Source organism: Paenibacillus chondroitinus NBRC 15376 (genome assembly GCF_004000765.1).
GTDB lineage: Bacteria > Bacillota > Bacilli > Paenibacillales > NBRC-103111 > Paenibacillus_E > Paenibacillus_E chondroitinus.
On record NZ_BILW01000001.1, the window covers coordinates 428,872 to 454,231 of the forward strand.

At 46.7% G+C, this 25,360-nt stretch carries 25 protein-coding genes and 1 pseudogene; 17 read left to right on the forward strand and 9 right to left on the reverse strand.

The window, feature by feature from the left end:
• Nucleotide 1 precedes the first annotated feature (1 nt).
• From PCH02S_RS01570 to PCH02S_RS01580, 3 genes are read left to right on the forward strand one after another with little or no spacing between them, the layout of a single operon-like run.
• On the forward strand, nucleotides 2–1,024 hold the full coding sequence (locus PCH02S_RS01570; RefSeq protein WP_127449371.1) for a glycosyltransferase family 2 protein: 1,023 nt from the start codon (nucleotides 2–4) through the stop codon (nucleotides 1,022–1,024).
• 7 nt (nucleotides 1,025–1,031) lie between these two features.
• Nucleotides 1,032–1,736: a GNAT family N-acetyltransferase gene (locus tag PCH02S_RS01575; RefSeq protein ID WP_127449373.1), complete on the forward strand. Its 705-nt coding sequence runs from the start codon at nucleotides 1,032–1,034 to the stop codon at nucleotides 1,734–1,736.
• A complete protein-coding gene (locus PCH02S_RS01580) occupies nucleotides 1,727–2,857 on the forward strand; it encodes a DegT/DnrJ/EryC1/StrS family aminotransferase (protein ID WP_127449375.1) in 1,131 nt (376 codons plus the stop codon). Before PCH02S_RS01575 ends, PCH02S_RS01580 begins: the two co-directional genes overlap by 10 nt.
• Nucleotides 2,858–3,064: 207 nt before the next feature.
• On the opposite strand, the gene PCH02S_RS01585 is transcribed toward PCH02S_RS01580, so the two are convergent.
• Nucleotides 3,065–4,054 carry a glycosyltransferase family 2 protein gene (locus PCH02S_RS01585; protein ID WP_127449377.1) on the reverse strand — a complete coding sequence of 330 codons (990 nt, stop codon included), beginning with the start codon at nucleotides 4,052–4,054 and terminating at the stop codon, nucleotides 3,065–3,067.
• 44 nt (nucleotides 4,055–4,098) lie between these two features.
• On the reverse strand, nucleotides 4,099–4,869 hold the full coding sequence (rfbF, locus tag PCH02S_RS01590) for a glucose-1-phosphate cytidylyltransferase (RefSeq protein ID WP_127449379.1): 771 nt from the start codon (nucleotides 4,867–4,869) through the stop codon (nucleotides 4,099–4,101).
• 229 nt (nucleotides 4,870–5,098) lie between these two features.
• On the opposite strand from rfbF, the gene PCH02S_RS01595 reads away from it, so the two are divergent.
• The 5 genes from PCH02S_RS01595 to PCH02S_RS01615 all read left to right on the forward strand — a co-directional run bounded on the left by PCH02S_RS01595 (nucleotide 5,099) and on the right by PCH02S_RS01615 (nucleotide 9,866).
• Complete coding sequence (locus tag PCH02S_RS01595) at nucleotides 5,099–5,317, forward strand: hypothetical protein (protein ID WP_127449381.1); 219 nt, start codon at nucleotides 5,099–5,101, stop codon at nucleotides 5,315–5,317.
• Between the two features lie 600 nt (nucleotides 5,318–5,917).
• A complete protein-coding gene (locus PCH02S_RS01600; RefSeq protein WP_164819393.1) occupies nucleotides 5,918–6,589 on the forward strand; it encodes a GntR family transcriptional regulator in 672 nt (223 codons plus the stop codon).
• Nucleotides 6,590–6,614: 25 nt separating this feature from the next.
• Entirely contained in the window at nucleotides 6,615–7,697 is a 1,083-nt protein-coding gene (uxuA, locus tag PCH02S_RS01605) for a mannonate dehydratase (RefSeq protein ID WP_127449383.1), read from the forward strand.
• 2 nt (nucleotides 7,698–7,699) lie between these two features.
• The gene (locus PCH02S_RS01610) at nucleotides 7,700–8,554 is read left to right on the forward strand and encodes an SDR family oxidoreductase (protein WP_127449385.1); all 855 of its coding nucleotides are present in this window, start codon (nucleotides 7,700–7,702) and stop codon (nucleotides 8,552–8,554) included.
• 406 nt (nucleotides 8,555–8,960) lie between these two features.
• Nucleotides 8,961–9,866 carry an S-layer homology domain-containing protein gene (locus tag PCH02S_RS01615; RefSeq protein ID WP_246068905.1) on the forward strand — a complete coding sequence of 302 codons (906 nt, stop codon included), beginning with the start codon at nucleotides 8,961–8,963 and terminating at the stop codon, nucleotides 9,864–9,866.
• Nucleotides 9,867–9,910: 44 nt separating this feature from the next.
• On the opposite strand, the gene PCH02S_RS01620 is transcribed toward PCH02S_RS01615, so the two are convergent.
• Nucleotides 9,911–10,750: an AraC family transcriptional regulator gene (locus tag PCH02S_RS01620; protein ID WP_127449389.1), complete on the reverse strand. Its 840-nt coding sequence runs from the start codon at nucleotides 10,748–10,750 to the stop codon at nucleotides 9,911–9,913.
• Nucleotides 10,751–10,867: 117 nt separating this feature from the next.
• On the opposite strand from PCH02S_RS01620, the gene PCH02S_RS01625 reads away from it, so the two are divergent.
• Nucleotides 10,868–11,647 (forward strand): phytanoyl-CoA dioxygenase family protein, encoded by a 780-nt coding sequence (locus tag PCH02S_RS01625; RefSeq protein ID WP_127449391.1) that lies wholly within the window; start codon nucleotides 10,868–10,870, stop codon nucleotides 11,645–11,647.
• A gap of 84 nt (nucleotides 11,648–11,731) precedes the next feature.
• On the opposite strand, the gene PCH02S_RS01630 is transcribed toward PCH02S_RS01625, so the two are convergent.
• The gene (locus PCH02S_RS01630; RefSeq protein ID WP_127449393.1) at nucleotides 11,732–11,890 is read right to left on the reverse strand and encodes an asparagine synthase; all 159 of its coding nucleotides are present in this window, start codon (nucleotides 11,888–11,890) and stop codon (nucleotides 11,732–11,734) included.
• A 209-nt stretch (nucleotides 11,891–12,099) separates the two neighbouring features.
• Here PCH02S_RS01630 and PCH02S_RS01635 point away from each other — a divergent pair, with 209 nt between their 5' ends.
• A complete protein-coding gene (locus PCH02S_RS01635) occupies nucleotides 12,100–13,593 on the forward strand; it encodes an alpha-N-arabinofuranosidase (RefSeq protein WP_127449395.1) in 1,494 nt (497 codons plus the stop codon).
• A 6-nt stretch (nucleotides 13,594–13,599) separates the two neighbouring features.
• Nucleotides 13,600–13,878 (forward strand): DUF6171 family protein, encoded by a 279-nt coding sequence (locus PCH02S_RS01640; protein WP_127449397.1) that lies wholly within the window; start codon nucleotides 13,600–13,602, stop codon nucleotides 13,876–13,878.
• Between the two features lie 310 nt (nucleotides 13,879–14,188).
• Here the strand turns inward: PCH02S_RS01640 and PCH02S_RS35530 are convergent, their stop codons facing one another.
• On the reverse strand, nucleotides 14,189–14,347 hold the full coding sequence (locus tag PCH02S_RS35530; RefSeq protein WP_164819394.1) for a hypothetical protein: 159 nt from the start codon (nucleotides 14,345–14,347) through the stop codon (nucleotides 14,189–14,191).
• 24 nt (nucleotides 14,348–14,371) lie between these two features.
• Nucleotides 14,372–14,695, reverse strand: coding sequence for a winged helix-turn-helix transcriptional regulator (locus PCH02S_RS01645; protein WP_127449399.1), 324 nt, complete (start codon nucleotides 14,693–14,695; stop codon nucleotides 14,372–14,374).
• A gap of 172 nt (nucleotides 14,696–14,867) precedes the next feature.
• Between PCH02S_RS01645 and PCH02S_RS01650 the strand changes: the two genes are divergently transcribed.
• Both PCH02S_RS01650 and PCH02S_RS01655 read left to right on the forward strand, forming a co-directional pair.
• Nucleotides 14,868–16,088 carry an MFS transporter gene (locus PCH02S_RS01650; protein WP_127449401.1) on the forward strand — a complete coding sequence of 407 codons (1,221 nt, stop codon included), beginning with the start codon at nucleotides 14,868–14,870 and terminating at the stop codon, nucleotides 16,086–16,088.
• A gap of 67 nt (nucleotides 16,089–16,155) precedes the next feature.
• A complete protein-coding gene (locus PCH02S_RS01655) occupies nucleotides 16,156–16,509 on the forward strand; it encodes a group I truncated hemoglobin (RefSeq protein ID WP_407670015.1) in 354 nt (117 codons plus the stop codon).
• A 76-nt stretch (nucleotides 16,510–16,585) separates the two neighbouring features.
• Here PCH02S_RS01655 and PCH02S_RS01660 read toward each other — a convergent pair whose 3' ends face one another.
• Nucleotides 16,586–18,949 (reverse strand): immune inhibitor A domain-containing protein, encoded by a 2,364-nt coding sequence (locus PCH02S_RS01660; protein ID WP_127449756.1) that lies wholly within the window; start codon nucleotides 18,947–18,949, stop codon nucleotides 16,586–16,588.
• 384 nt (nucleotides 18,950–19,333) lie between these two features.
• On the opposite strand from PCH02S_RS01660, the pseudogene PCH02S_RS01665 reads away from it, so the two are divergent.
• From PCH02S_RS01665 to PCH02S_RS01680, 4 genes and pseudogenes are all read left to right on the forward strand, one after another.
• A pseudogene (locus PCH02S_RS01665) lies at nucleotides 19,334–19,500 on the forward strand (Rieske 2Fe-2S domain-containing protein); the annotation flags it as partial.
• A gap of 68 nt (nucleotides 19,501–19,568) precedes the next feature.
• The gene (locus PCH02S_RS01670) at nucleotides 19,569–20,663 is read left to right on the forward strand and encodes a low temperature requirement protein A (RefSeq protein ID WP_127449405.1); all 1,095 of its coding nucleotides are present in this window, start codon (nucleotides 19,569–19,571) and stop codon (nucleotides 20,661–20,663) included.
• Between the two features lie 39 nt (nucleotides 20,664–20,702).
• Nucleotides 20,703–21,620, forward strand: coding sequence for a nucleoside hydrolase (locus tag PCH02S_RS01675; protein ID WP_127449407.1), 918 nt, complete (start codon nucleotides 20,703–20,705; stop codon nucleotides 21,618–21,620).
• 90 nt (nucleotides 21,621–21,710) lie between these two features.
• Nucleotides 21,711–23,090 carry a sedoheptulokinase gene (locus PCH02S_RS01680; protein WP_127449409.1) on the forward strand — a complete coding sequence of 460 codons (1,380 nt, stop codon included), beginning with the start codon at nucleotides 21,711–21,713 and terminating at the stop codon, nucleotides 23,088–23,090.
• Between the two features lie 26 nt (nucleotides 23,091–23,116).
• Here PCH02S_RS01680 and PCH02S_RS01685 read toward each other — a convergent pair whose 3' ends face one another.
• Both PCH02S_RS01685 and PCH02S_RS01690 read right to left on the reverse strand, forming a co-directional pair.
• Nucleotides 23,117–24,217 (reverse strand): GerAB/ArcD/ProY family transporter, encoded by a 1,101-nt coding sequence (locus PCH02S_RS01685; protein WP_127449411.1) that lies wholly within the window; start codon nucleotides 24,215–24,217, stop codon nucleotides 23,117–23,119.
• 36 nt (nucleotides 24,218–24,253) lie between these two features.
• Nucleotides 24,254–25,348, reverse strand: a complete 1,095-nt coding sequence (locus tag PCH02S_RS01690) for a Ger(x)C family spore germination protein (protein ID WP_127449413.1) — start codon at nucleotides 25,346–25,348, stop codon at nucleotides 24,254–24,256.
• Between the last annotated feature and the right edge of the window lie 12 nt (nucleotides 25,349–25,360).

Consider the following 25,360-nt stretch of genomic DNA (forward strand, 5'->3'; position numbering starts at 1 on the left):
GATGAATCCACTTGTTAGCATTCTAATTCCAACCTATAACAGGCCACATTATTTTGAATTAGCGCTGCAGAGTGCTTTTAATCAGACGTATGACAATATTGAAATTATCGTTAGCGATAACAGCGACAACAATCAGACGGAGCTGGTCGTCCAGAAATATCAAGAGATGCCTGGCGGTGCTAAGATCAAATATTTCAAAAACCCTCAAAACCTGGGTCCGATTGCAAATCAGCAGCAATGCTTAAATTTGGCAAATGGCGAATTTATTAACTATCTCATGGACGATGACTTGTTTCACCTGCGAAAAATAGAAAAAATGATGGCTTACTTAATCCAGTATCCCGATGTCACGATGGTCACATCGCAGCGCAGAGTGATTAACGCTGCAGGCCGTCAGTTATATGTTCCGCCAATTGGAACGTTTAAACAATTGTACACCAAAGATACGATTGTCGACGGCCGAGTGCTTACAAAGAAGATACTTGAAGACCGAATTAATTATTTAGGCGAACCGACAACGGTTCTGTTTCGAAGAAAAGCTCTGACGGAGCCCTTTGGCATGCTGCTGGGCAGACAGGCATATTTTGCTGTGGACATGGCGAGTTGGCTTAGTTTGTTAAGTAAAGGGAAAGGTGTCTACATGGTTCAGCCGCTCAGCTATTTGCGGTACCATACGGAGCAGTTGTCGCAGCATGAGATGGCCAAAGAAGTGGCCATGATGGATATCGAAACCTTTAAATTTTTTGCCGTCAACCAAGGCTATGCGACACCGCAACAGATCAAAGAATTTGAAAAACAGCAAGGGAAGATGAAAAAGTCTAACAATCAGAAGACGAACCATCAGACACTTGAGCAGATCAATCAGCAACTGCTTCAGGGTGGGAACAAGAAAACGAACCAAAAGCCGAACCAAAAGCCAAATCAAAAGTCGAACCAAAAGCCGATTCAGCCTTTCAATGCTGCGGATCTCCAAAAAACAATTAACAAATTGATCAAACAAACGAATACGAAAAAGAAAGGGTGATTCATCGGTGAAATCGATTCTACGGGAATATAAACAAGCGGGAAGCGACCAAATCTCGTCGTATTGTTTGCCGATCATCGTCGATGGCAAGGTGCTCGGACAACTTAAGCCGCTAACGATAGAATCCATTGAAAATGAAGAAGTCATCAAAGCGTTAATGGACTGGAGGGTTGCTGCCGGCCAATGGTTTGCCACACAATTCCCTGCGAATGAGGAAGGTACAAGGGCATGGGCACAACATCAGATCCTGGAAGTGGATGACCGGATTTTATTTATTCTGGAGGATGAAGAGCAGACGCCAATCGGCCAGATTGGGTTAATGCACTATGATGAAGTGGCCCATACATGTGAGTATGATAATTTGCTAAGAGGCCGCAAAGGACGTTATGGCAATATTGTGATGCATGCTCTTCTTACTTTAGGAGCATGGAGTTTGCGCGAACTAGGTTTACAGAAAGGATATCTGAATGTACTTTCGGATAATGCCCGCGCGATTCATATTTATGAGACTTTAGGGGCTGTAGAAGTGAAGCGCACACCGCTGCGTAAAGAAGTTTCGGGCGAAGTCATCCGCTGGGTACCTGTAGAAGGTCAGCTGTCAGGTGATCCTGAACGGGAAATGGTCACGATGGTCGTTACCCGGGAAGCTTTTATGAGCAGATTCGGTAAAATGATTGAGCTTGAAAACGGGGAGGGGAAATCGTGGATATAAGGCTGTTCAAGCCATCTGTTGGCAATGACGAATTGGAAAGCATTCAGCAAGTATTTGGTAAAGCATGGCTTGGACTTGGTCCTCGAGTAGGCGAGTTTGAGAAAAAATGGAGCGGCTATATCGGCAGCGCAGAGTCAGTAGGGGTCAATTCCTGCACGGCGGCGCTGCATCTGGCTCTATCTGCTTTTAAATTTCCCAAGGGAAAAAAAGTGCTGGTGCCAGTCGTCACTTTTGCGGCAACGGCAATGGCCGTTCTGTACAATGGGTTGGTTCCGGTGTTTGTAGATGTGGATGAAACGACTTTTGGCATAAGTCTGGAAGATTTGGATCGCAAATATGATTCGGATTGCGTAGCGGTCATTCCTGTTCATTTTATGGGCCATCCAGTTCCCATGGACAAGCTGATGCCTTGGGCTAGGGCGCGCGGGTTGAAGGTTATTGAGGATACAGCGCACTCGGCCGGAGGGAAATATTTGGGCAAAGCCCTGGGAACTTGGGGCGATATCGGATGCTTTAGTTTTGAAGAGAAGAAATGCATGACAACCGGTGATGGCGGGATGATTTCGTCGAACGATCCTGAACTGCTGCGGCCTTTGCGCCATTCACGTTGGGTCGGCATCAACAAAGATACATGGGAGCGTTACGAAGAAAATGCCTCGTATCATGCGGATGCCAACAGCTGGTATTATGAAATATCCGATATTGGCTACAAATATAATATGAACGATCTCATGGCCTCGATTGGCCTTGTTCAATTGGCTAAGCTCGATAAGATGAACCGCCGAAGAGAAGAGATCATTCGTCAGTACGTAGACGGACTTGCGGGCAGCCAACTTGTCCAGCCGGCAATCCCCTACCATTTGAACGACTCCTCGTATTGGGCATTTGTTGTTCGTGTGAAGGAGAGAGAATCGTTTATTTTGCATATGAAGAAAAAAGGGGTGTCGACCGGTGTGCATTACATGCCGCTGACCATGCATCCGCTCTTTGTTCCTTATAAGGCGGAAACGCCGATAGCGGATACGCTTTGGCGCGAGCTCGTTACCCTCCCATTGTTCCCTGACTTGACGGATGAAGAGGTCGCGTATGTCCTTGAGAGCGTGGCTTCATATGCTCCATAAGGAATAACAGTATGCTACGGGAATCCTTGCAGCTAGCGTGAAAATAGACCGAATGCCTGTGCCTTGTGCAGGAGCGGTCTATTTTTTTGTATAAGCCGGCGATCTTCTGCGCATACAAAAAAGACCTGCATCACAGCAGGCCTTCATACGTGTTCCTCTAAAGGTGGAAAAATCTCAATCTTGCAATGCCGCAACCGTCAATCGTTACTAGGCTGGTTTTCTTTGAGCTTCGAGCTGTTGTGTGAGTTTTTTCAGATCCTTAGCGAGCGAGGATAGCTTTTTGGTTTTCTCACTGACAACCGCCAGTTGATGTACTCTATCCAATAATTCATTCAGATATAAACCTTGAGTGGCTTCATTCCAATTCGAAAAATTGTCCAGTACTATTTTTCCCAACCTGCTAATCATTTTGACAAACGTGGATGAGTCATCAAAAATGCGCTGCTTTCTTGCCAAAAGGGTAGCGTCGATCCAATCGCACTGGCAACCCATTCTCGACAAAAGTGTATTGGTTAATTGGGTAGGATGTTTGCGAAATGAGCTCAAAGGTTCTTCAAGAAAAACAGCATCCTTGTTGACAAGCAAAGCAATCCAGGAGGCAACATCGACGTTGTTATACGCTTGTTTGCCGCCAAAGGTACCAAAAGGCTCAAGCAGATCCGCTTTTCTGAAAAGCACCGTTGTCGGCTCGCCAATATAGTTTGTAGCGTCGGTCAGCATTCGTTGGATTAAGGATTGCCCGTTGATGGCAGGCTTCTTCAGAGTGGATAGCTTGAAAGGGGGAGTTTTGGATATTCGGACCGGTTCCCCGAAATGATCAATAATTTGCTTCAGCGAAGTGACGAGCCCAATTTTAGGGTTTCCAATCAGGTAGGGAAGCATGCGCTCGATTTTTCTCGGATGGAGCAAGTCGTCATCCATTAAGTAGTTGATATATTCACCTTTTGCGAGTCGAAAGCACTTCTGCTGGTTGGCCGTCGGACCGATGTTTGCCTTGTTTCTTACGTACTTGATTTTGCTGCCGTTCAGTGAGGTCAAGTACGAATTCACCACTTGCTCCGTCGCATCATTTTGGCTATTATCGCAAATGATAATTTCAATATGAGGATAGGTTTGGTTTAGTGCGCTGACTAACGCTTGCTCCAGAAACTGTGGACGATCAAAGGTTGGCAACAAAATACTGACAAGTGGCGTCATCGTACTCCTCCTTTTTCACCGATCTTGGCGTGTTCTGCCGTGTATTACCAAATTTTCCACGGAGCTTGTCCCGAGTCCCAGAGTTTCTGCAATTGCTGTTGATCGCGAAGCGTGTCCATGGCGTACCAGAAGTCAGCATGTTTATAGGCATGCAACTGCCCTGAGGCAGCTAGCTGCTCCAAGGGTTCCTTCTCGAAATGGGTGGGGTCACCGTCAATATAATCGAAAACCTGAGGCTGTAAGACGAAGAATCCGCCGTTTACCCAGCCGCCTTCACCTTTGGGCTTTTCTTGAAATTTAGTAATTTCTGTGCCATTTCCAAAAATAAGCGAACCAAACCTGGCCGTAGGCTGAACCGCGGTCAGTGTCCCGAATCTACCGTGAGCCTGGTGAAACTTCACGACTTCGGGAATATTCACATTGGTCAATCCATCTCCGTACGTTAAGAGAAATGGCTCATCGCCAATATATTTCTGAATTCGCTTAATACGTCCGCCTGTCATCGTCTCATCGCCTGTGTGCACGAGTGTTATTTTCCATGGTTCTACTGGCGATGAAAGATACTGAATGGTATTTTTTTGCAGATCAACCGTTATATCGGATGCATGCAAGGGATAGTTGGCAAAAAAGTCTTTAATGACGTGCCCTTTATAACCTAGGCATATAATAAACTCATTAAATCCGTAAAATGAGTAGATCTTCATAATATGCCACAGAATGGGCTTATCACCGATGAGGATCATCGGTTTAGGCTTGGAATGGGTTTCTTCACGAAATCTGGTGCCAAGTCCGCCAGCTAGAATTACGACTTTCATCCTCATTCCTCCTTTTTATGTTTCTAAAAACTAGCTTGCTATATCATATGTAAATCTCGTTGAAATGACAGTGGCAACTATAAATAGATACATAGAAATGGGTGTACATGTAACGAAAGAGCAAATTGGATGGTTGAAAAAACGTTAAAGTGGAGGATGAAAGTCAGACCACTTTTCGCTATAATGAGGACATCAAGGCTTCTACTAAATATAAAATGGGGTAATCACAATGAATATGTATATTTACTATGCGATATTCTCGCTTATCTTGTTATTTGGATTGGTTACAACCTTTATGATTGGTTTTTCACGTAAAAACAGGGAAGGCGACACCACGTATTTTCAGAAAACCGGGGTCAAATGGGCGCGTCTCACTTCCTTCTACGTCGTTTCGATCGCTGCAGGCTTACTAGCGTTGGTGGCTTATATTGTGTATTTAATCCGATAAAAGGGACCGTATCTTTGCGCTTTTTGGCAAAGATGCGGTCTTTTTTTTTGTGGGTGCGACGAATTATCTCAGCCTTGGCGTAGACGCTGCGCGGCACATCACTTGCATGCCAATTTTTCTTGTTTTCGCTAACGGACCTGGCAGCCGCTATTTCAGCTAAATTGGCTCTATCCAATTTTTAACGGACTCCAGAGCCCTTATTAGTCAAAAAACTAGCCATTTCTCATGTTATTTATGTAAATAGCGGCATTCGGGTCCGTTAAAATTTCAAATAGCCCGTTTTTCACCGAATAAGGTCATCTCAGTCCGTAAGAAAGCCAATGCGCACCGCAAATTCTTCTCTTAACCAGTTGGTACAGGTGGAAGTTAGCTGCAAGTTGCTTAAAAGGGGTATATGGTGGGGCTAGAAAAGTAGCTGACACACAGCCTGGCGGAGTTTGATCCGTCAGGTTTTTGATGATGTTGAAAGCCTCATGCAGCCGAGCAATTTCTATACGATAGTTGTTCCAAAATGATGAACATGAAGAACCCACTTCCCCACTACCATACTTGTATGGTAGTATGGTAATAACATTTGGATACGGGAGGTGAATCACAACGTTGAAAATCAAACCTATAACAAGCACGACACGCGATGCGGTTTATCAGGCTCTGAAAGAGCAAATTCTTATGCTGGATTTGCTGCCGGGAACCGGTATTTCGGAGAAGGAAATCTCCGTTCAATTTGGTGTGAGCCGAACGCCGGTGCGTGAGAGCTTCGTTCAGTTATCGCAAGAAGGGTTGCTGGATATCTATCCACAGCGCGGTACGGTTGTTTCTCTTATCGACCTGGAGCGTGTAGAGGAAGCTCGTTTTATTCGAGAGCAGCTTGAACGGGCTGTTATTTCCTTAGCTTGTGAAAGCTTTCCCGCGGATTCCTTGCAGCAGCTGCGTACCAATCTGGCTTATCAGCAAGTTTCCATGAGCGAGAAGGATTTTAAGAAGATGTTTGAATTGGATGAAGCTTTCCATCGGACGATCTTTGAGGGATGCAGAAAGCTGAATACTTGGGCAATCATCCAGCAAGTGAATGTTCATCTGAACCGGACTCGCATGCTCAGATTGGCCGCGGATCACAGGTGGGATGAGCTCTACGAGCAGCACGAACAGATGGTGGATGCGATTGAACATCACGAAGCCGGCAAGGCTGAACAAGTGATGAACACTCATCTTCACCTCACGGTTACAGATCAAACTGTATTGAAAGAGAAATTTCCGACGTATTTCAAATAAGGAATGACAGGAGGCGCTATCTGCAATGAAAATGGTATTTCGCTGGTTTGGCGAAGGCAATGACACGGTAACACTTGAGCAAATCAAGCAAATCCCTGGTGTAGAGGGCATTGTTTGGGCGCTCCACGATGTTCCGGCTGGTGAAGAGTGGCCGATGGATAAAATCTTACAGGTAAAGGAAGCCGCAGATAAGGCCGGTCTTCATATGAAGGTCGTCGAAAGCGTTAACATTCATGAGGATATCAAGCTCGGGCTGCCAAGCCGCGATCTCTACATAGACAATTACAAGAAAACGATCGTAAAGCTGGCTGAGGTCGGCGTGAAAGTGATCTGTTATAACTTTATGCCCGTTTTTGACTGGGTAAGGACCGATCTGCATAAGGAATTGGAAGATGGATCCACAGCGCTATTTTATGAAAAAGAAAAAGTTGCCCATCTGAACTTGGAAGAGCAGGTACAGCGAATTAATGCCAATCCGAACTTCACGATGCCGGGCTGGGAGCCGGAACGTCTGGGACGTCTGACTGAATTATTTGATGCCTACCGCGATGTGACGGAAGAGCAGCTTTTTGACAATGCCAAATATTTTCTAGAAGCCATCATTCCTTTTGCCGAGAAATATGATATTCGAATGGCGATTCATCCGGATGATCCGCCTTGGCCTATTTTTGGACTGCCGCGCATTATTACGAGTCAAGCCAATATCCGCCGTTTCCTGGGACTAGTAGATAGTCCATATAATGGGCTGACGATGTGCAGCGGATCGCTTGGTGCGAATCCGGCGAATGATATCGTTGGAATCGTCAATGAATTCGCTGATCGGATTCCATTTGCGCATATTCGCAACGTGCGTGTGTACGAAAATGGCGATTTCATTGAAACTTCACATCGGACAACAGACGGCACTGTAGATATCGCCGGCATTGTGAACGCGCTGCATGAAAATGATTATGAAGGATTTTGCCGTCCGGATCATGGACGACATATTTGGGGCGAGCAATGCAGACCCGGTTACGGCCTGTATGATCGTGCGCTTGGCATTATGTACTTATGGGGATTGTGGGACGCAAACCGCAGAAAATTACAATCCGGAAGGATGGGGGACTAGACATGAAGGGCATTACGAATTTTCCAGCATTGCAAGGTAAAGTTGTCGTTATTACAGGAGGAGCCGGCGTATTGTGCCGGGTTATGGCCTTGGAACTCGCACGCCAAGGCGGGCGAATCGCCATTCTGAACCGTACCGTGGAAAAAGGGCAGGAGGTCGTGGCTGAGATTGCCGCAGCAGGCGGCGAAGCCATTGCTTTGTCCTGCGACGTAACGGATGCAGAGAGTGTAGCACAGGCCGCAGAAGTGATCCTTGAGCAGCTCGGACCGTGCGATATTTTAATCAATGGCGCCGGAGGCAATCATGCCAGTGCGAACACGACGAACGAAACGTTCAAACTGGAAGACTTGGCGAATCCGGATATTCAGACCTTCTATGACCTAAGCGTGACGGGATTCCGCAATGTGCTTGACTTGAACTTTGTCGGGACGTTGATTCCGACGCAGATTTTTACAAAACAAATGATCGGCAGACAAGACGCTACCGTCATCAATATTTCGTCGATGAGCGCACCGTCGCCAATGACGAAAGTTCCGGCTTACAGCGCTGCTAAAGCCGCCATTGATAACTTCACGCAGTGGTTAGCCGTGCATTTGGCGGAAAGCGGCATTCGCGTCAATGCGATTGCGCCGGGCTTTTTCTTGACGAAGCAGAACGAGAAGCTGCTGCTGAAGGAAGACGGTACGCTCACGGAGCGTTCGCACAAAATCATTACCCACACGCCGATGCGCCGATTCGGGAAACCCGAAGATCTGCTCGGCACGCTGCTTTGGTTGACGGACCCTAACATGTCCGGCTTCGTAACCGGCGCCACCATTCCGGTGGACGGCGGATTCATGGCCTACTCGGGCGTATAGGGAATTTGCTGCTATCGCTTGTGGGGTTGCTCCCCGGCAATTGGAACTATAGCGCGCTATTTCATCTGAAATAGCGTGCTTTTTTGTGGACGGGAACTGTGGGCCGTTATTTGTCCGTTTACCTATAGAAAACGGGATTTGACGCTCAAATAACGCCCTGTAGTTCCGCTTGAACGCGGAAACGGGCTGAATTGCTAGAAATAGCGGCCTGTAGTTCCTCAAAGGTGTATCGTTGTTGACCAATTTAACGGTGAGTATGAGGTTGCCCCTCCGACAAGTGTCTCAGTAACGCTTTTCTTTTCGAAAAATTTATTCAACCGCATGCAACCTTTTTAGAAACAGCTCCGTTAAATAGGTAACTCGAAAGGGTGATAAAAAATAACTAGTTAAAAGGAGAATAGTTACTGTGAAAAAATTAGCTACTGCCGCACTATCGACCGTTATATTGGGAGCATTGTCATTTAATACTGCATTTGCTTTCTCGGATGTTGAAAGTGGACAAGCCGAGGCGATTAACGCACTGCGTGATCGTGGCGTTGTAAGTGGTATGGATCACGAACATTTTGCTCCAAAAGGAAAAATCAGCTATGCGCAATCCGTCCAAATCATTGTAAAAGGTTTGGGCCTAAACATGGACTTGCTCCGTTTCGTCAAGCAGCCGCTTGCTTCTGATTTCTATACAAACGTACAAAATGACTCTTGGTATGCCGAAGCGTTCATCATCGCTCATTACAACGGCGTAGATCTTCCGAAAGATGTGAATCCGAATGCTAGCATTACACGTGAGCAATTCGGGGCGTTACTTATGACTGCGCTTGAGAAAAAAGGCAATTTCCCGCTGATTAACATCAAACCGGCGGACATTAAGGATGCTGACCAAATTACACCGGAGTATCAAGGTGCTCTGCAGCGTATGCTCGCTTATAAAATTGCCGCACTCGATAACAACGGCAAGCTAAGCCCAAAAGCGGAAATTACGCGCGGCGAAGCAGCAACTTGGGTTTATAACGCAAGCAAAGTGTTGGACGCTCACACTCAGGTTCCAGCGCCAACAGAAACCGTTGCCGTTCATGTTGAGAAAGTTTCCGATGATGTTAACAAGGTGACATTGTCTCGGGAAACGAAACCAACAGGGGGATATGGGATTGAAATTACCGGTATCCAATTTGGAGAAGACGGCAATGCCGTTATTTCTTACAAACTGGTCGATCCTGCTCCGGATGCCATGAACGTTCAAGTGATTACGGAACCGAAAGCGGTCACGTTCGTCTCTTCCAAATACAAAGCTATAGCTGAACCAGCTGTAAAATAATAAAAAGTGCTTCCTCGTCATACGTGATGAGAGAAGCACTTTTTTTATTGCGACTCGCTAGGTCGGAGCGCTTCTTTCCGGAATGTTCCAGGAGCGAGACCGGTCGCTTTTTTAAACAAATTTTGAAAAGCGGTGACGCTCTCATACCCGACCAATCGTGCGATTTGTTCCACGGAGAACTCGGTAGTTGTCAAATAACGGCGAGCCGCGTGGATGCGCTGGTGTATGGCGAATTGAATCGGGCTCTCCCCGTAAGCATCCTGAAACAAGTGGCTTAAATGCGATGGGCTCAGATAAACGTGGTCGGCAATTTGTTTGATCGTAAGGGGTTCATGGTACCGCTCTTCGATGTATCGTCTTGCCTTTGTTATCGCGGTTTGCGCGGACAAGCGCGCTGTTTTCCCAGCAGCGTGATGTTTCGATCGGTGCACCTCCAAAAGCAGCAGTTCTAACAGCAAACCACTGGAAGTTAACGCCTCCGACCAGCCTTCATTAACCTCGTCACAGAGCTCTTGAAAGAGATGCTTGATCCGCTCAACATTTGAACTTACAGAGAATACCGGCTGTTCATCATCCTCTAATAGGTGATTCGCCGGCAATCCTTGCACCTGAAGAGAGTGAAATCCTGCATAATAAAAGGAAAACGGGGCTTCGATGCGCGAACGCTCTTCATGCCATACCAGAGGACGAAAGATGACCATATCTCCGGCCCGCGCTTTATAATGCTTACCATCAATCCAATAGTCCGCTTCTCCCTCAGCTATAAAAAGAATCTCCGTCATGGCTTCATGTCGGTGCAGAGGGAAATAACAGCTTTCACCGGTTTTGCGATGAAACGCGATCGCACCTTCCAAGACCGGCCGCTTTAAGAATATAGCACTCATTTGCCAGCACCTTTCGCAAGAATGAATAGGTTTGCCGCAGCACTCAGAATCGATTATTCCTTATGATTAGCTTAGCATATAAGTATCAAACCGAACAATGATGCAGGAGGTGTAAGCATGAATCTAACTACGTCGATTCACAAGATTGAAGAGGCTTTATTGGCTTTGGGTATTACTGATGATCTATTGACGGCTGAAGAGAAGAAAAGTCTCGATGAGCGAGGTTTCGTTTTGTTTACCGGGATGTTAAACACAGATGAGCTAGAAACGTTTCGCGCCAAGTATGAAGAGTTAATGGACAAAGAGGGGATGAACGCGGGGAAAGAGGTTCATCAGGAGGAAGGGACACGGAGGCTATCCGACCTGGTGAATAAAGGCGAATGCTTCGACCGGGTTTATACGCATCCGAAGCTTTTGGCTGCCATCTATCACGTGCTGCAGCGGGAGTTCATGCTTTCCTCGCTGAACGCGCGTGACGCCATTCCTGGCGCAGGACTGCAGGCGCTGCACGCGGATTGGGGCGCACGTAAAGAACACGAGCCGTTCCACGTGTGCAATTCGATCTGGCTTATTGACGACTTCACGCCAGACAATGGGGCTACCCGCGTCGTACCCGGAACGCATAAGCTGTCTGGTTATCCGCGTGATTACGGCATAGATCCCCTTGCGCCACACCCGCAGGAGGAGTTGATTGTTGCGCCTGCCGGCTCCGTAAGCGTCTTCAATTCGCACCTCTGGCATGGCGGCACGCTGAACCAAACAGCCAAGACAAGGCGTGCTCTTCACGCGTATTTCACGGCCAGAGAACACAAGCAGCAGCTCGACCAGGCTGCCTATATTCGAAAGAGGACTTACGACCGAATAAGTCCTGCCGCGCGTTATATTTTGAATGTATAACTACATTCATTTCTACAGAAAAAGACCTGACGGATGAATGTTATCCGTTAGGTCTTTTTCACAATCTGCGGGCCTTCCCAAGCATTACCGATGTTCGATGAGGTCAATAGCCCCCAGAACGACATGAGCCAGGCCAAATCCGAGCACACCAGTTGCTGCAAGCTTATACTTGCTACCGAGTAAGGAAGCAGCAGAAGCCGTTACGACAGTTCCAAGAACAGCAGGGATCAAACCTTCACGCATGTGTATCACTCCCACCAGTTTATTTGGAAAGACAAAGTTTATTTTAGATCAAAACAAAGAAATTTATCCGTCTGGAAGCCTTGGCGATCCTTGGAGCTGCCTATTCAAAAAAACGGTTGCAAAAGCAGGAAGATCAACTTATGATAATAATTGAATTTATGAAACTGCTTATCGATTAATGAAATTATTAATTTAAGGGGCGAATTTCTGTGACTAACCGGATAACTGTTAACGCCGATCGCGCAAAAGGCACGATTAATCGCAATATTTACGGGCATTTTTCCGAGCATTTGGGACGATGCATTTACGAAGGTTTATGGGTGGGGGAAGATTCAGATATTCCTAACACGAAAGGGATTCGGAACGATGTCGCGGCTGCGTTGAAAAAGATGAAAATCCCGGTACTGCGTTGGCCGGGTGGCTGCTTCGCTGACGAATACCACTGGAAGGACGGTATCGGTCCGAAAGAAAACCGGAAACGAATGATTAATACCCATTGGGGCGGCGTGGTGGAAAATAATCATTTTGGGACGCATGAATTTATGATGCTCTGTGAGATGCTGGAATGTGAGCCGTATATCAACGGCAATGTTGGCAGCGGAACCGTTCAAGAGATGGCTGATTGGGTCGAATATTTGACCTTTGAGGGTGTGTCGCCTATGGCAGAATTGCGCGAGGCAAACGGGCGACCTGAGCCGTGGAAAGTGAAATATTTCGGCGTGGGCAATGAGAATTGGGGCTGTGGAGGGAACATGCGGCCTGAATATTACGCAGATCTGTATCGCCAATTTCAGACCTATGTCCGCAATTATGGCAGCAATCGCATACATAAAATTGCTTGTGGGCCGAACACGGACGACTATCATTGGATGGAAACTTTGATGAAGCAGGCTCATCGTTTTATGGATTCTATTACGCTGCATTATTATACGGTTCCCGGTGATTCCTGGCAGGAGAAAGGAACGGCAACCGGATTCCCTGAAAACATGTGGCGTGTAACCTTGAAGAAAGCTTTGTTCATGGAAGAACTGATCAGCAAACATTCCGCTATTATGGATCAGTACGATCCGGACAAGCGAATCGGGCTGCTCGTTGATGAGTGGGGGACGTGGCACGATGTGGAGCCGGGAACGAATCCAGGCTTTCTGTATCAGCAGAACACGATTCGTGATGCGTTAGTCGCCGGGATTTCGCTGAACATTTTTAATGAGCATTGTGATCGCGTGCAAATGGCGAACATCGCGCAGCTGGTGAATGTACTGCAGGCTGTGATCCTCACCGAAGGCGAAAAAATGGTGCTTACGCCAACTTATCATGTCTTCGACATGTATAAGGTTCACCAGGATGCGCAGCTGTTGGATGTGCACCAGTCCATTACGGAGCTTGGCGAGGGGAAACAAGCCATTCCACAAATCTCCGTTTCGGCTTCCATAGATGAAGAGGGCCGGATACATATCAGCCTCTGCAATCTGGATCATCAGGCTGGCGCAAAGGTAGAGGTTGAGCTGCGCGGCTTGGTCGACAAGTTGGTATCTGTGCAAGGTACAACATTAACTTCAGATGCTATTGACGGCCACAACACCTTCGAAGAGACAGATAAAGTCAGTCCAACGGAATTCACAGCGTTCAACTTGATCGATCAGGTGATCTATGCAGAGCTTCCTCCGATGTCCGTCACGGTTTTGGCATTGACCGCGGAGTAAGCCGTGATGCTTGAGAATCGCCAGTGCAAAGGATGCCGCGAGGAATTCAAAGTTACGGCTGCGCAAATTGACAAGATGCTGCGAGCACCTATGTTTCAGTCAGCAGAAGCCTGCGTCCCCGATTCGGTGTACCGCGAGCGGTTAAGCCGGTGCAGCGAGTGTCCTAAGCTCGTCAGCGGTCATACGTGCTCGCTATGCGGATGTATTGTGCGAATTGCCGCCAAGCTGCGGGACAAGAGCTGTCCATACCCGGGCGGGACGGGATGGCAGCGATATAACGCTTAGAGGGGTATACGCTTACAAACTGTCAAGTAAAATAGGCCGTCAGGGAAGAAGTAGGATATCTACTTCCCTGACGGCCTATTCCTTTTTCAGAAGCCGATTGAATAGAGGAGAATGAGGAACTACAGGCCGCTATTTCAGTCAAAATAATAGTTTTCGATCTTGTAGAGGAACTATGGGTTCTTATTCTCGCTCATATGACTTCATTTCCAACAGTATCGGCAAAATAGGGGATCGTAGTTCCCTGTGACCAGAAAAAAGGCTGTTTCTGAAGAAATAGCGGACTGTAGTTCCCTTACTCAAATGAGGAACCCTACTTCTTAATCAACTTCAATTGGATGGCTTGCTCTTCGGTCAAAATGAATTCCTCTTTGGGCCATATCTCTTCATTTTTATCCCGACCGAAGAGTCGTAAAATCTCATTCCATACGCCTTTTTCAATGGCTTCCGCGGCTGAAATCATGATTTTCACATTCATCGCCTCCAAGTGTTGTTTCTATACTTCTACTAACTCGTTTTGCAGGATATGCTGCTCTCCCCAGGCACACATGGCATCGAGGATCGGCTTGAATGACCAACCATACGGTGTTAAAGAATAGACAACTTTGGGCGGTACTTGTTCATAGCTCGTTCTTTTCACCATACCGTCTTGCTCAAGCTCGCGCAGCTGCTGCGTAAGCATTTTCTGCGTGATATCTGGCATCAATCTTTTTAATTCGCTTGTACGTTTGTCGCCTTTATCCAAATGGCATAAAATGACGACCTTCCATTTGCCGCCGATTACATCAAGCGTAGCTTCAACGGGAACATTATAGGGCATAGTTTACCTCCGATTTAGGGTAGGAACTTTTAAGTGCCTATAGTACTTTGGAGTATCTATAGAACTTCAAAGTGCGTACTTATCAAATAGTTCGTGTGATCCTATAATAACACTCAGACAACAAAAGTAAAGTGTTGCTGCAGGTCACATTCATTCAAATAGGAGGATACTTATGAGTCAAACTATCGCACCAGCTGCTTCTATACAGAAAGATAAGCTGCTTTCAGGGAAATGGGCGCTGCTTGCGCTGGCCATCAGCGCGTTCGGGATTGGGACGACCGAATTCGTTCCCGTTGGTCTTCTGGCGTCTGTCGCCGATGATTTGCACATCGGGATTACACTTGCCGGACTTCTGATTTCCGGTTACGCCATCGGGGTTGCAATTGGCGCGCCAATCCTGACCGCCCTTACAAATCGGATGAACCGCAAGACATTACTGATGCTTCTCATGGTCATATTCATTGTTGGAAATGTCGCTGCCGCGCTTTCCACGTCCTTTTCATTTCTGCTGGTTGCTCGCTTTATAACTGCCTTTTCGCATGGTGTCTTCTTCTCGATCGGCGCGACGATTGCCGTCCAGCTCGTTCCACCGCAGAAAAAAGCCAGCGCCATTGCCTTAATGTTCACTGGACTGACAGTCGCAACGGTTACCGGGGTACCGCTTGGAACGTTTATCGGGCAAACGTTAGGTTGGAGAGCGACGTTCTGGGGCGTTGCTTTGCTTGGTGTTATTGCCATCATCGCGATTACTGCATTAATTCCAAAAAATCTGAAACAATCGCCGCCTGCCAAGTTTTCGGATATGCTCCGTCTGGTAACGAACTCCCGACTGATTCTGGGGTATGCCATCACAGCGCTTGGATATGGAGGAACATTTGTTGCTTTCACTTATTTAACCCCGATTTTGCAAGATGTAACAGGACTTAATACAAGTGTCGTTTCTATCGTGCTGCTTGTCTACGGGGTTGCGGTGGCGATCGGTAACTCGGTTGGCGGAAAATGGGCGAATCACAATCCGCTTCGTGCCTTATTCTGGATGTTTATTGTTCACGCGGCTATTCTGATCGTATTGACGTTCTTGCTGCCGTTCAAAGTGGCAGGTTTGATTGGTGTCTTCTTGATGGGGCTGCTCGCGTTCATGAACGTGCCAGGTCTTCAGTTAAATATCGTTCAACTCGCTGAAAAATATGTCCCATCCGCCGTAGACGTTGCTTCCGCCTTGAATATCGCGGCTTTCAACGTCGGGATTGCTATAGGCTCATTGGTTGGTGGCTTGGTTGTCGACACGATCGGTCTGCAGCAAACACCATGGATCGGCGGTTTAATGGTCTTGGTAGCTGTTGTTCTCACAGCCGTATCAGCCAAGTTGGAGCGTAAAAAAATCCAAGCATGAATCTAACAATTCAGGAGAAAATATCCATAGAACTCACTTGTAAAGGATGAAATCTGTGGATCAAACAATGACGTTATATGAAAAAATTGGCGGAGAGCCCGCGATTGCTAAAGTAGTTGATTATTTCTATGAACTTATTTTAGCTGATGATACGGTGAATGAGTTTTTTAAGAACACGGATATGGAGAAACAACGGAAGCATCAAACCAAATTTATTACCTTTGCTTTAGGTGGCCCAAATCAATATACGGGTTTCTCGATGGCTAGAGCCCATAAGGGAATGAATTTACAGCCGGTGCATTTTAATGCCGTTGCGAACCATCTCTCCCAGGCTCTTGCGCATTTTGAAGTGCCCAAACCTGAGATCGATCAAGTGATTACGCATGTTGCTTCGCTCAAAGACGATATTCTTTATAAATAGCCAGATTTGAGGTTAAAATGAGAAGGGGCTGTCCATAATTATGGACAGCCCTTTTTTCAAAAAGATTCAAATCGCTTTACTTGTGAATCCAAATCAATCCGGCTGAATTATCTTTCGCTTCGCCGATGACCCGGAATTTCAATCCGAATTTCGGTACCAAGCGGCCCGCGTCTGGAATCAGCTCATTCGAATATAACTTGGCATCGGAGAATTCCTCGACACCCGGCAACGATTTGTAGTTGTATTCGCCTCTCGTCTCGTTATTGACGTACCATGCCGGTGTTTTATCCAGCGAAAAGGCTGCATCCGCAACTTGATAACGGGTTGTTTGCGAAACGGAATCTTGCCCGTCTTTCTTGAACACCAGTGCCGCGGCATGAGAGTCTACAACACCGAGGAAGCCTTGGCCTGGATGAATCCCAACCCAGTTATCCAGATAACTGTCATCGGCATACCATACGACGAGTCCAGTGTTGTACTTAACTCCGCGGCTGAACGCCAGCGCTTTGTCAGCTCCTTCGTAGTTTCTCCACTCCAGATAATAGTAGTGCTTCTTGAATTCCATCCCATTGGATTGAACGAAGCCGTCCAGTTTAAAAGCGGAAGCTCCTTCAGCGTCATCGGAGAACGCTACTTTTCCATCAACGATTAATTTCGCGTTATCCATGGCAAATCCATTCAGAGCCAGCCCGCCATCAGTCACATAGTCGAAGTTCAGCGTCACTTTTTTGCCAATGAATGGCGCTAAGTTGTAGGATTTATCCACCCAAGCCCCATTCGAGGTTTCGGCGCGTGCGTCTCCGTTCGTATCATCGTCCCCGATGACATCGAGCGTTACTTCTTGTCCATCATAGGTAGCCGCCGTTACCGTCAGATAGTCGTATTCGAACTCAACTTCATACAAGGATTTGAAATCAAACGTCGCTGTTTGCGCATTGGTCAAATCAAATTCCGGCGTCGATAGAGTCGTATGCAGGTTATCGCCTTTTGTACTGTAATAGTAGCGGGAGCCAAAAGCGGGCTGAATGCCTTGTACGGCTTTATCCGGCAAATTGACTTTGACGATTCCTGGATTTTTCGACTTCGTTACGCTTTGATCAATAATGGCTGTCTTCCCTAGTTGGTTAATGTCCGAAGCGTTGACCTCGGTGACGTTAGCCCAATTGCCGCCCATCGTTTTTTGGAAGAAATCTTTATTTTGCGGTGAAAAAGAGGTTGGAGTCGTACCGGCAATATTTCCGTTCCAGCTGCCCCCGCTCATAATGGACCAAGAAGCAATCGGCTCGCCTTGTCCGGTGTATTGGGTGTCGTATTCATCCGGCAGTCCCAAATCATGCCCGAATTCATGGGCGAATACGCCGACTGCGCCGTCCTCAGGCTGTATCGTATAATCGTAAGCGGCCATCTTGCCGCCCCAATAGCTGACGGGGGTTGACGTTCCCGCAATTGGGTACACGCCATCCAGCGTCCAACGATGCGACCAAATGGCATTGTCGCCTAAGGCGCCGCCGCCGGCTTCTTGCCCCGTACCCGCATGGATGATCATGAGATGGTCGACTAAACCGTCGGGTTCATTTTGATTACCATCGCCATCCAGGTCGTACAAATCGAATTTATCATAATCAGCCAAGTTAATGCCTTTGGCAACAGCGGCGTTAAGCGCATCTTTGACGAGATCGCGAGGACCAAGCGGGGCAAGGTTATCATGACCGCCAGCAGGGTTATCGTCTCCATACTGAGCGGCAGTGCCGGGAACCGTTAACCAGTCAGAGACGTAGCCATCAACCGTATAGCTGCCGCCGGACTGCTCTTCGTAGTATTGTTTAAAGGTTTGAATTTTCGATCCATCGAACAATTTAAAATCTTTATCGCCAAACATGAGCTTACGATAATGCTCCGGACTGAAGTCTTTGGCGTACATGAAACCAGGTTCTTGTTTCACATTGTTATGTTTGACGTCGGCAAATTCGGTCAACAGCACTAGGACTTTGTCCTCTCGAACAGGGCCGTTATAACGATCTTGCTTGGCGGATGGAATTGGGATTCCGCTGCCGTTGCCGATCTTGAGATTATCCATGCCATGGTTCATTTGTGATAATAACTTCACTTTTTGTTTTGCGACAAAATCTTTCGACTTTTTATCCATTTCATCATGCAGTCTGTTCTTCTGATCCGCTTTGGTGTTTGCTAGTTTCTTATTTTTGACAGATAAATAGCTTTTTACTGCTTTGGATATTTGTTCTGGTGTTGCGCTTTTGTTCAAAAGACCTCGATCCATTAGCCCCTTGGCCAGACGTTCGTCGTTCACGATCATCGCATCGATCGGTGGTGCGTCCAGTGCCTCCAGTGCTTCCGAGTAGCCGGTTTCTGCGGCGGATGCCGTGGTTGCAAATAGTCCTACCGTTAAACTTGTTGCGAAAAACACGTTCGTCATTTTCATGATGGTCTTGTTCAATCATCAAACCTCCTAGTAGAAAATTTAATTGACCGTTGTACAGTTAAATTAAATAATAGATTCCCAAATCTAGTAAGTGCTGCTAGACCTGCACAATTCGACCTACTACTTATTTCCTTTTTCGACTTTCTCTGCTTTTTGAAATGGTGGAATTTGTAGAATAAAAGAAGATAAAAGAGGTTAATTTATCCAAAAAGGTTTTTTCAGGAGGCTGTCATTATGTCGTTCGACCCATGTAAGGACCCATTCCCGCAGTCTCCCAAATTGGTTTGGTTAAGCGAAACTGAGATGCCAACATTTCCAAAGATGGCCAACGACATTGAAGCTGACGTGGCTGTGGCAGGTTCAGGCATCACGGGGATGAAAACCGATACGACTTGTACGCATATGGGCTGTGAAGTCGAGTGGAACGAGGCGGAAAGATCCTGGGACTGCCCATGTCATGGCTCGCGGTTTCTTATACAGGCACTGTGATCGAAGGGCCAGCCAAACAACCGCTAATGCAGGTGGATGTACGCGTCGATCAAAAAAAATAACAATGCATCCCCGTTTGTTCGGTATAATATAGGGAAAGCTATATGATTTCTGTAAATGGGGGACTGATATGAATATCGCGAAGAAAGTAACGTGGTTGGAGCTTTTTTATGACTTGCTCTTTGTAGCTGCCGTGTCTAAGGCAACACATGTGCTGCTGCATGCTGACCACGGGACGGTTTCACTGGAGTATATCCTCAAATTTGTGCTTATTTTTATTCCCATTTGGTGGGCATGGGTAGGGCAAACGCTGTTTAACAATCGATATGGACAGGACGTCTTCGCTCACCGCATCTACATGATTCTGCAACTGTTTTTTGTGCTCATCATGACGTTTAGTTTATCGCCGGATTTTGATCGATATTATGTTCCATTTTTTATAGGATACATAGGTTCAAGGGTGTTAACAGCTCTTCAATACTTAGCGATTCATAAAGGGGAAGAATCCCACCGTGCTGCGACGGCGCGATTTCTAGGGACGAGGTTTTGGATCGGCATCGTGATTTCGAGCGCATCCTTATTTTTCGATTCCTGGGTCAGGTATCTGATTCTCTACGCGGGAATTGCCATCGATGTATTTCTACCGGTCATTGGTAGACGATTCTTGGTACATACGCCTATTAACACGCATCACTTATTGGAACGGTTTGCCTTATTTACGCTCATTCTATTAGGGGAATCAGTCGTGAGTACGTTGGCTGTTTTACAGAATAGCAATGGCACATGGGCATCGATTTTGTTTGCCGCGCTGGCTTTTATTCTAGTTATTGGGATTTGGTGGCAGTATTTTGAGAATATCGAGCGAAAAGTGGATAAAGCGCTGCAAACAGCCGGACAAACGATTATTTACGGTCATTTGCTCGTTTATTTATCGCTAAGTACAATCGCGGCATCGATTCAGCTGCTCTTTTTGGAGCAATTGGACTACCACTTTATTTTGGTGATGGTATTTCTCTCCGTTCTGTTGTACTTCGTCTCGACGACGATCATTTTCCATCGGTACCGGCATAAGCACCTGCAGCTGAGACCCGTTCATTTGGCACTATTTTTAGGAATCTTAGGCGGATTTTTTGTTATAGACTTGTTTATCGTTGTGCCCAACTATGTGATTATGGCTGAAATGGCCTTGTTTTTTCTGGTTTATGCGAGATTAGCAACCCGTTAGTTGTCCAAGCAAACAAGAATTCAAGGGAGGCACCGCTCAATGATTTCATTTCCGAAAATAACGCAAGAAAAGCTGCTGCAGCGCTTAGCTCATCCTGGCAAAAAAGTCCGCATGGTGCTGGATACGGATACTTATAATGAAATCGACGATCAGTTCGCTGTCGTTTATGCGTTGAAATCCCCTGAGCAGCTGCAGATTGAAGCTTTTTATGCGGCGCCATTTCATAATGAATTATCAGACGGGCCAGCCGATGGCATGGAGAAAAGCTACCGAGAACTGCAGAAAATTTCTGCACTGCTGCCGGAAATGTCCGGCATCCCGGTCTACCGCGGATCAACGGGATATTTATCCGGAGCTGAGACGCCGCAAGAAAGCGATGCGGCGAGAAATTTGGTGGAGCGGGCAATGGCCTCTCCTGAGGACGATCCGCTTTATGTAGTAGCGATCGGCGCCATAACAAACGTCGCTTCCGCGATCTTGCTCGAGCCGCGCATTATCGAGAAAATCGTCGTTGTCTGGCTAGGCGGACATTCTTTGCCTTGGCCGGATACCAAGGAATTCAACCTTGCGCAGGATTTGCACGCATCTCGAACTGTGCTCAATTGCGGCGTGCCGCTTGTGCTAATTCCTTGTATGGGCGTCACTTCGCACCTGCTTACAACGCTGTCGGAAGTGCGGGAGTTTGTGAAAGATCAGGGAGAGATCGGCAAGTATCTCTATGAAACGTATGAGAATTGTGCGAAAGACCATTTTGCGTATTCGCGTGTCATTTGGGATATTGCGACGATTGCATATCTGATCAATGAAAGCTGGCTGCCCAATGAGCTGGTGCACAGCCCGATTCTGTCGGAAGATTTCCGCTACAGCTTTGATGCCTCGCGGCATTTTATTCGTTATATTCACTTTGTTCGGCGTGACCGTGTGTTTAAGGATTTTTTCACCAAGTTGGGAAGCTGACAGAGATAAGTGTTTCGGGAATCCCTCCATCCCTTGGATGCGGGGGATTTTTTTGCGGTAAGGCAATTTATATTTGAGAGGAGCAAGCTTATGTACATAGCCGGAATTGATATAGGCACGACTTCTATATGTCTCATCGTGACGAACGCTGAGGATGGGCGCGTCATGCGCATAGCTTCCACAAAAAATGATGCGGCGCTTCCTTCGAAGGAATTTTGGGAACGTACCCAGCAGGCGGACAGAATTGTCCAGTTGGTTCAATCGTTAATAGAAGAATGTCAGGATGACTGGGAGGATGTGCGAGCAATCGGGATCTCCTGTCAAATGCATGGCGTGCTGTATATAAGCAAAGAAGGCAAGGCAGTTAGCCCGCTCGTGACTTGGCAGGATGGCCGAGGCGAGCTGCTTTTGGAATCAGGCCGATCATATGCCACGGAGTTAAGTGAACTTACCGGCTTTGATTTACATACGGGATATGGTTTAGTTACTCATTATTATCTAACCAAACAGGGGAATCTTCCGGGCGGCGCAGTGAAGCTGTGCACGATAGGCGATTATGTGGCCATGCAGCTTTGTAATGAGAAGACACCTCGCATCGACAGCACCAATGCGGCAAGCATAGGACTATTCACGCTGCCGAACAGGCAATTTGACAAAGAGCAGCTAATTGCAGCCGGGATGGATGCTGAATTCCTGCCGGAACTTGTCCACCACACTGCTATCGCGGGAGATACGGCAGATGGGAAAAAGGTGCTGTGGGCAATCGGCGATAACCAAGCCAGCTTCTTGGGGGCAGTATCTTCCTTTCATGGAACCTTGCTCGTGAATATCGGAACAGGCTCGCAAGTGTCCGTCTACTCGCCGGCATATTTCGAAAGTCCTCATTTGGAAACTCGTCCATTCATGGATGGCGGGTATTTGCTTGTAGGAGCTTCGCTCAGCGGTGGGAAATCGTATGAGCTGCTGGAGCAATTTTTTCGTGAGGTTTGCAGCACATTCGGTTTACTGGATGATAGAAGCTTCTATGAAACTATGAATCGACTGGCGGAAGAAGCTCTCGAAGAGTCAGTGCCTACCCTCAAGGTAGGAACCCAGTTTTACGGAACCAGAGAACATCCGCATTGGACGGGAAGCATCGAAGGGATCAGGCCGAATAATTTTAATCCTCAGCAGCTGATTGTCGGCTTTCTTCATGGCATCTTGGATGAGTTGGATGGATTTACGAAGTGCCTCCCTGCAGAGCTCCAAGAGCAGTTAACAAGATTGGCCGTATCCGGTAATGGCATACGCAAGAACAGGGCTATGCAGCAACTGGCCAGTATCAAATGGCAATTGCCGCTTATGTTCCCAAGAGTAAAAGAGGAAGCGGCGTTTGGCGCTGCTATTCATGCCGCAGTGGGAAGCGGCCTATATAGCGACTATGCGGAAGCACTTCAATGGATGCAAAAGAGCGATTCGGATGACCGCTAAGCTTGCTGGATTTTATCTAAACCATGCTACCGACTCCCCTTTCCCTTTTTAAACCGCGTAACGATCAGCATCACAGGAATGAACACGGCAGTAAAGTAGATGCCCGTCAAGCCATAGAAGGAATTCGTTATTTGCAATCGTTCATGGTCTTTGACAATCAGCTGCCCGGCGATAAACAACACAAGGATGATGATCAAGGATAGGTGAGGATTTGCACGGATTGAAAGCTTCAAGCTGTGAGTAGCCGACCACAAACCCAGCGAGATATTGGCCAGCATTTTAACAAACCAAATGGAGATTATAATATATTCCACTCTTTGCATCAAAGGAAATTCAACAATCGAAATCATATTCAGCGTCGGCCAAATGGTGTGAATAATTTGGCCTTCGCTGTAGTACATGAATGCAACGAGAGCGACCAGCATGTACATACCGATGGCGATGACAATGGAGAAATGCGCCCATTTTTGTGATTTGGCCTGCTGCTCGATGAAGGGATACATGACCAAAAGCACTTCGAATCCTAAAAAGTGAGGAAACATGGTTTCGGTAGACTTGAGGATTTGCACCGTCGAATGATTGAAGGCAGGAAGCATGTTTTGCGGATGCAAATAGGGAATAACCATAAGTGTCAGCGGTGCAATAAATAAAAAAATACTGCAAGTTGCCCAGAAGCTTAAGCCGGTAACCGTTCGAAAACCGCCAGACACCGTATAGTAAATGAGTACAAGTGCAACCAGCGTTAGCGGCATCATTTGCATGTAGGGAAATATCCAAACCTGTACGACTTCGAGGTAGGTTCTAAATGTGCAGAAAGCGCCAAAACTGAAATACAACGCAATGGCCAGGTTAAAACAAGTCCCAACAATTTTACCGAAATAGCGGCGGTTAATGGACACAATCGTTGTATCTGCCTGATTACTGCTCGATAGAATCTTATAGATCATCCAAATGATGAGATGTACGGCAGCCGCCGCAATTAAAATAGAAAGCCAAGCGTCATACCCGGCATCCTGGACCAGATCACGCTGGAAATACATCATACCGGCATCGATCACACTGGAATAAATAATGAAGCTAAGCAGGTAAGGGGAAACAGTGAACTTTTTATTTATTTGATGATGCATGGTTGTCGTTTCCCCCTTGTAACGTAAAGGCCTCGCTTATAATTCCCCAACACCGCTTTGCTCGATAGACAAATGAACTGTTACTTGTGTCCGCAGCTTCGGGTAAATAGCATAGAAATCTTTTTCATTCCAGGTCCTTGTCCGGCTTCTGACGAAATCGCCAAGTCCGATCGGATCTACCTGTTTGGACTGGCATAGCGCAATAAAGTCTTGGGCTTCTTTTTCTAAATAGCTGCCTAATTGCCGTTCGAATGCATCCCTTTGTTCCTTCGTATTCAAGTGCAACCAGGAAGGGGTATCCTTGATCAATACTCTGACCCTAAGCCCTATCTCAACGATTGGTTCAGAGGCCGATGTGTTGTAATGGTAATTTGCTTTTGAAGCAATGCTTTTCATTAACACATAATCGTGAATCGTCGAATTTTCGTTATCCGTTTTCATTGGCATGAGTAAGTTTCCATTTCGAGAAGATTCCGTTAATAATTTCAGCAGGAAGGCTTCTCGAATACTGACTTTTGTTACGAATTTATCTTGTTTAAATAGCGCTAAACCGTCAATTTTTACTGAGCCTCTTTCAACGTTGAAGTAGGGCAGGAAAATATCACGACCCTCCCCGTAATAATTAAATAAGAGATATTTAAAATTCATTTTGGGCAGATTGCCCGTTTGAACATTTTGCTCAACCATTCGCATCAGGTAAAGCGATTCCTGGGCTTTATTGGCGACTTCCATCATTTTAGAAGCCTCTTTATCCGTTACGCCCATCTGAACTTTGCTGGCAATCTTCGGATCTCGGCAGAAACCGCTGATCACAGGGCCGATGCCCATCTCTGCATACGTTTTTGAGAAAAGAACCATGCCCATCTGTCCGTATTGAATCGTTTTGCTGGTTTTGGTGTTTAACCGGGGGATCATATCAAAGCTGGAGTCAGATTCGGTCAGCAATAGCTGCGAGCTGGCTTTACCTTTTTCTATATAGCTGGTCAAGATGACCGAGCAAAGTGAACGATCACCCACTTTATCATAACCGGCTGTTTGAACAAGCTGTATTTTATTGATGATCTGCTGGTTGCTGCTGCATCCAACGGCAATTACACAGGAAATCAGCGCCATAGCAGCTTTATATACCATTCACGCACACTC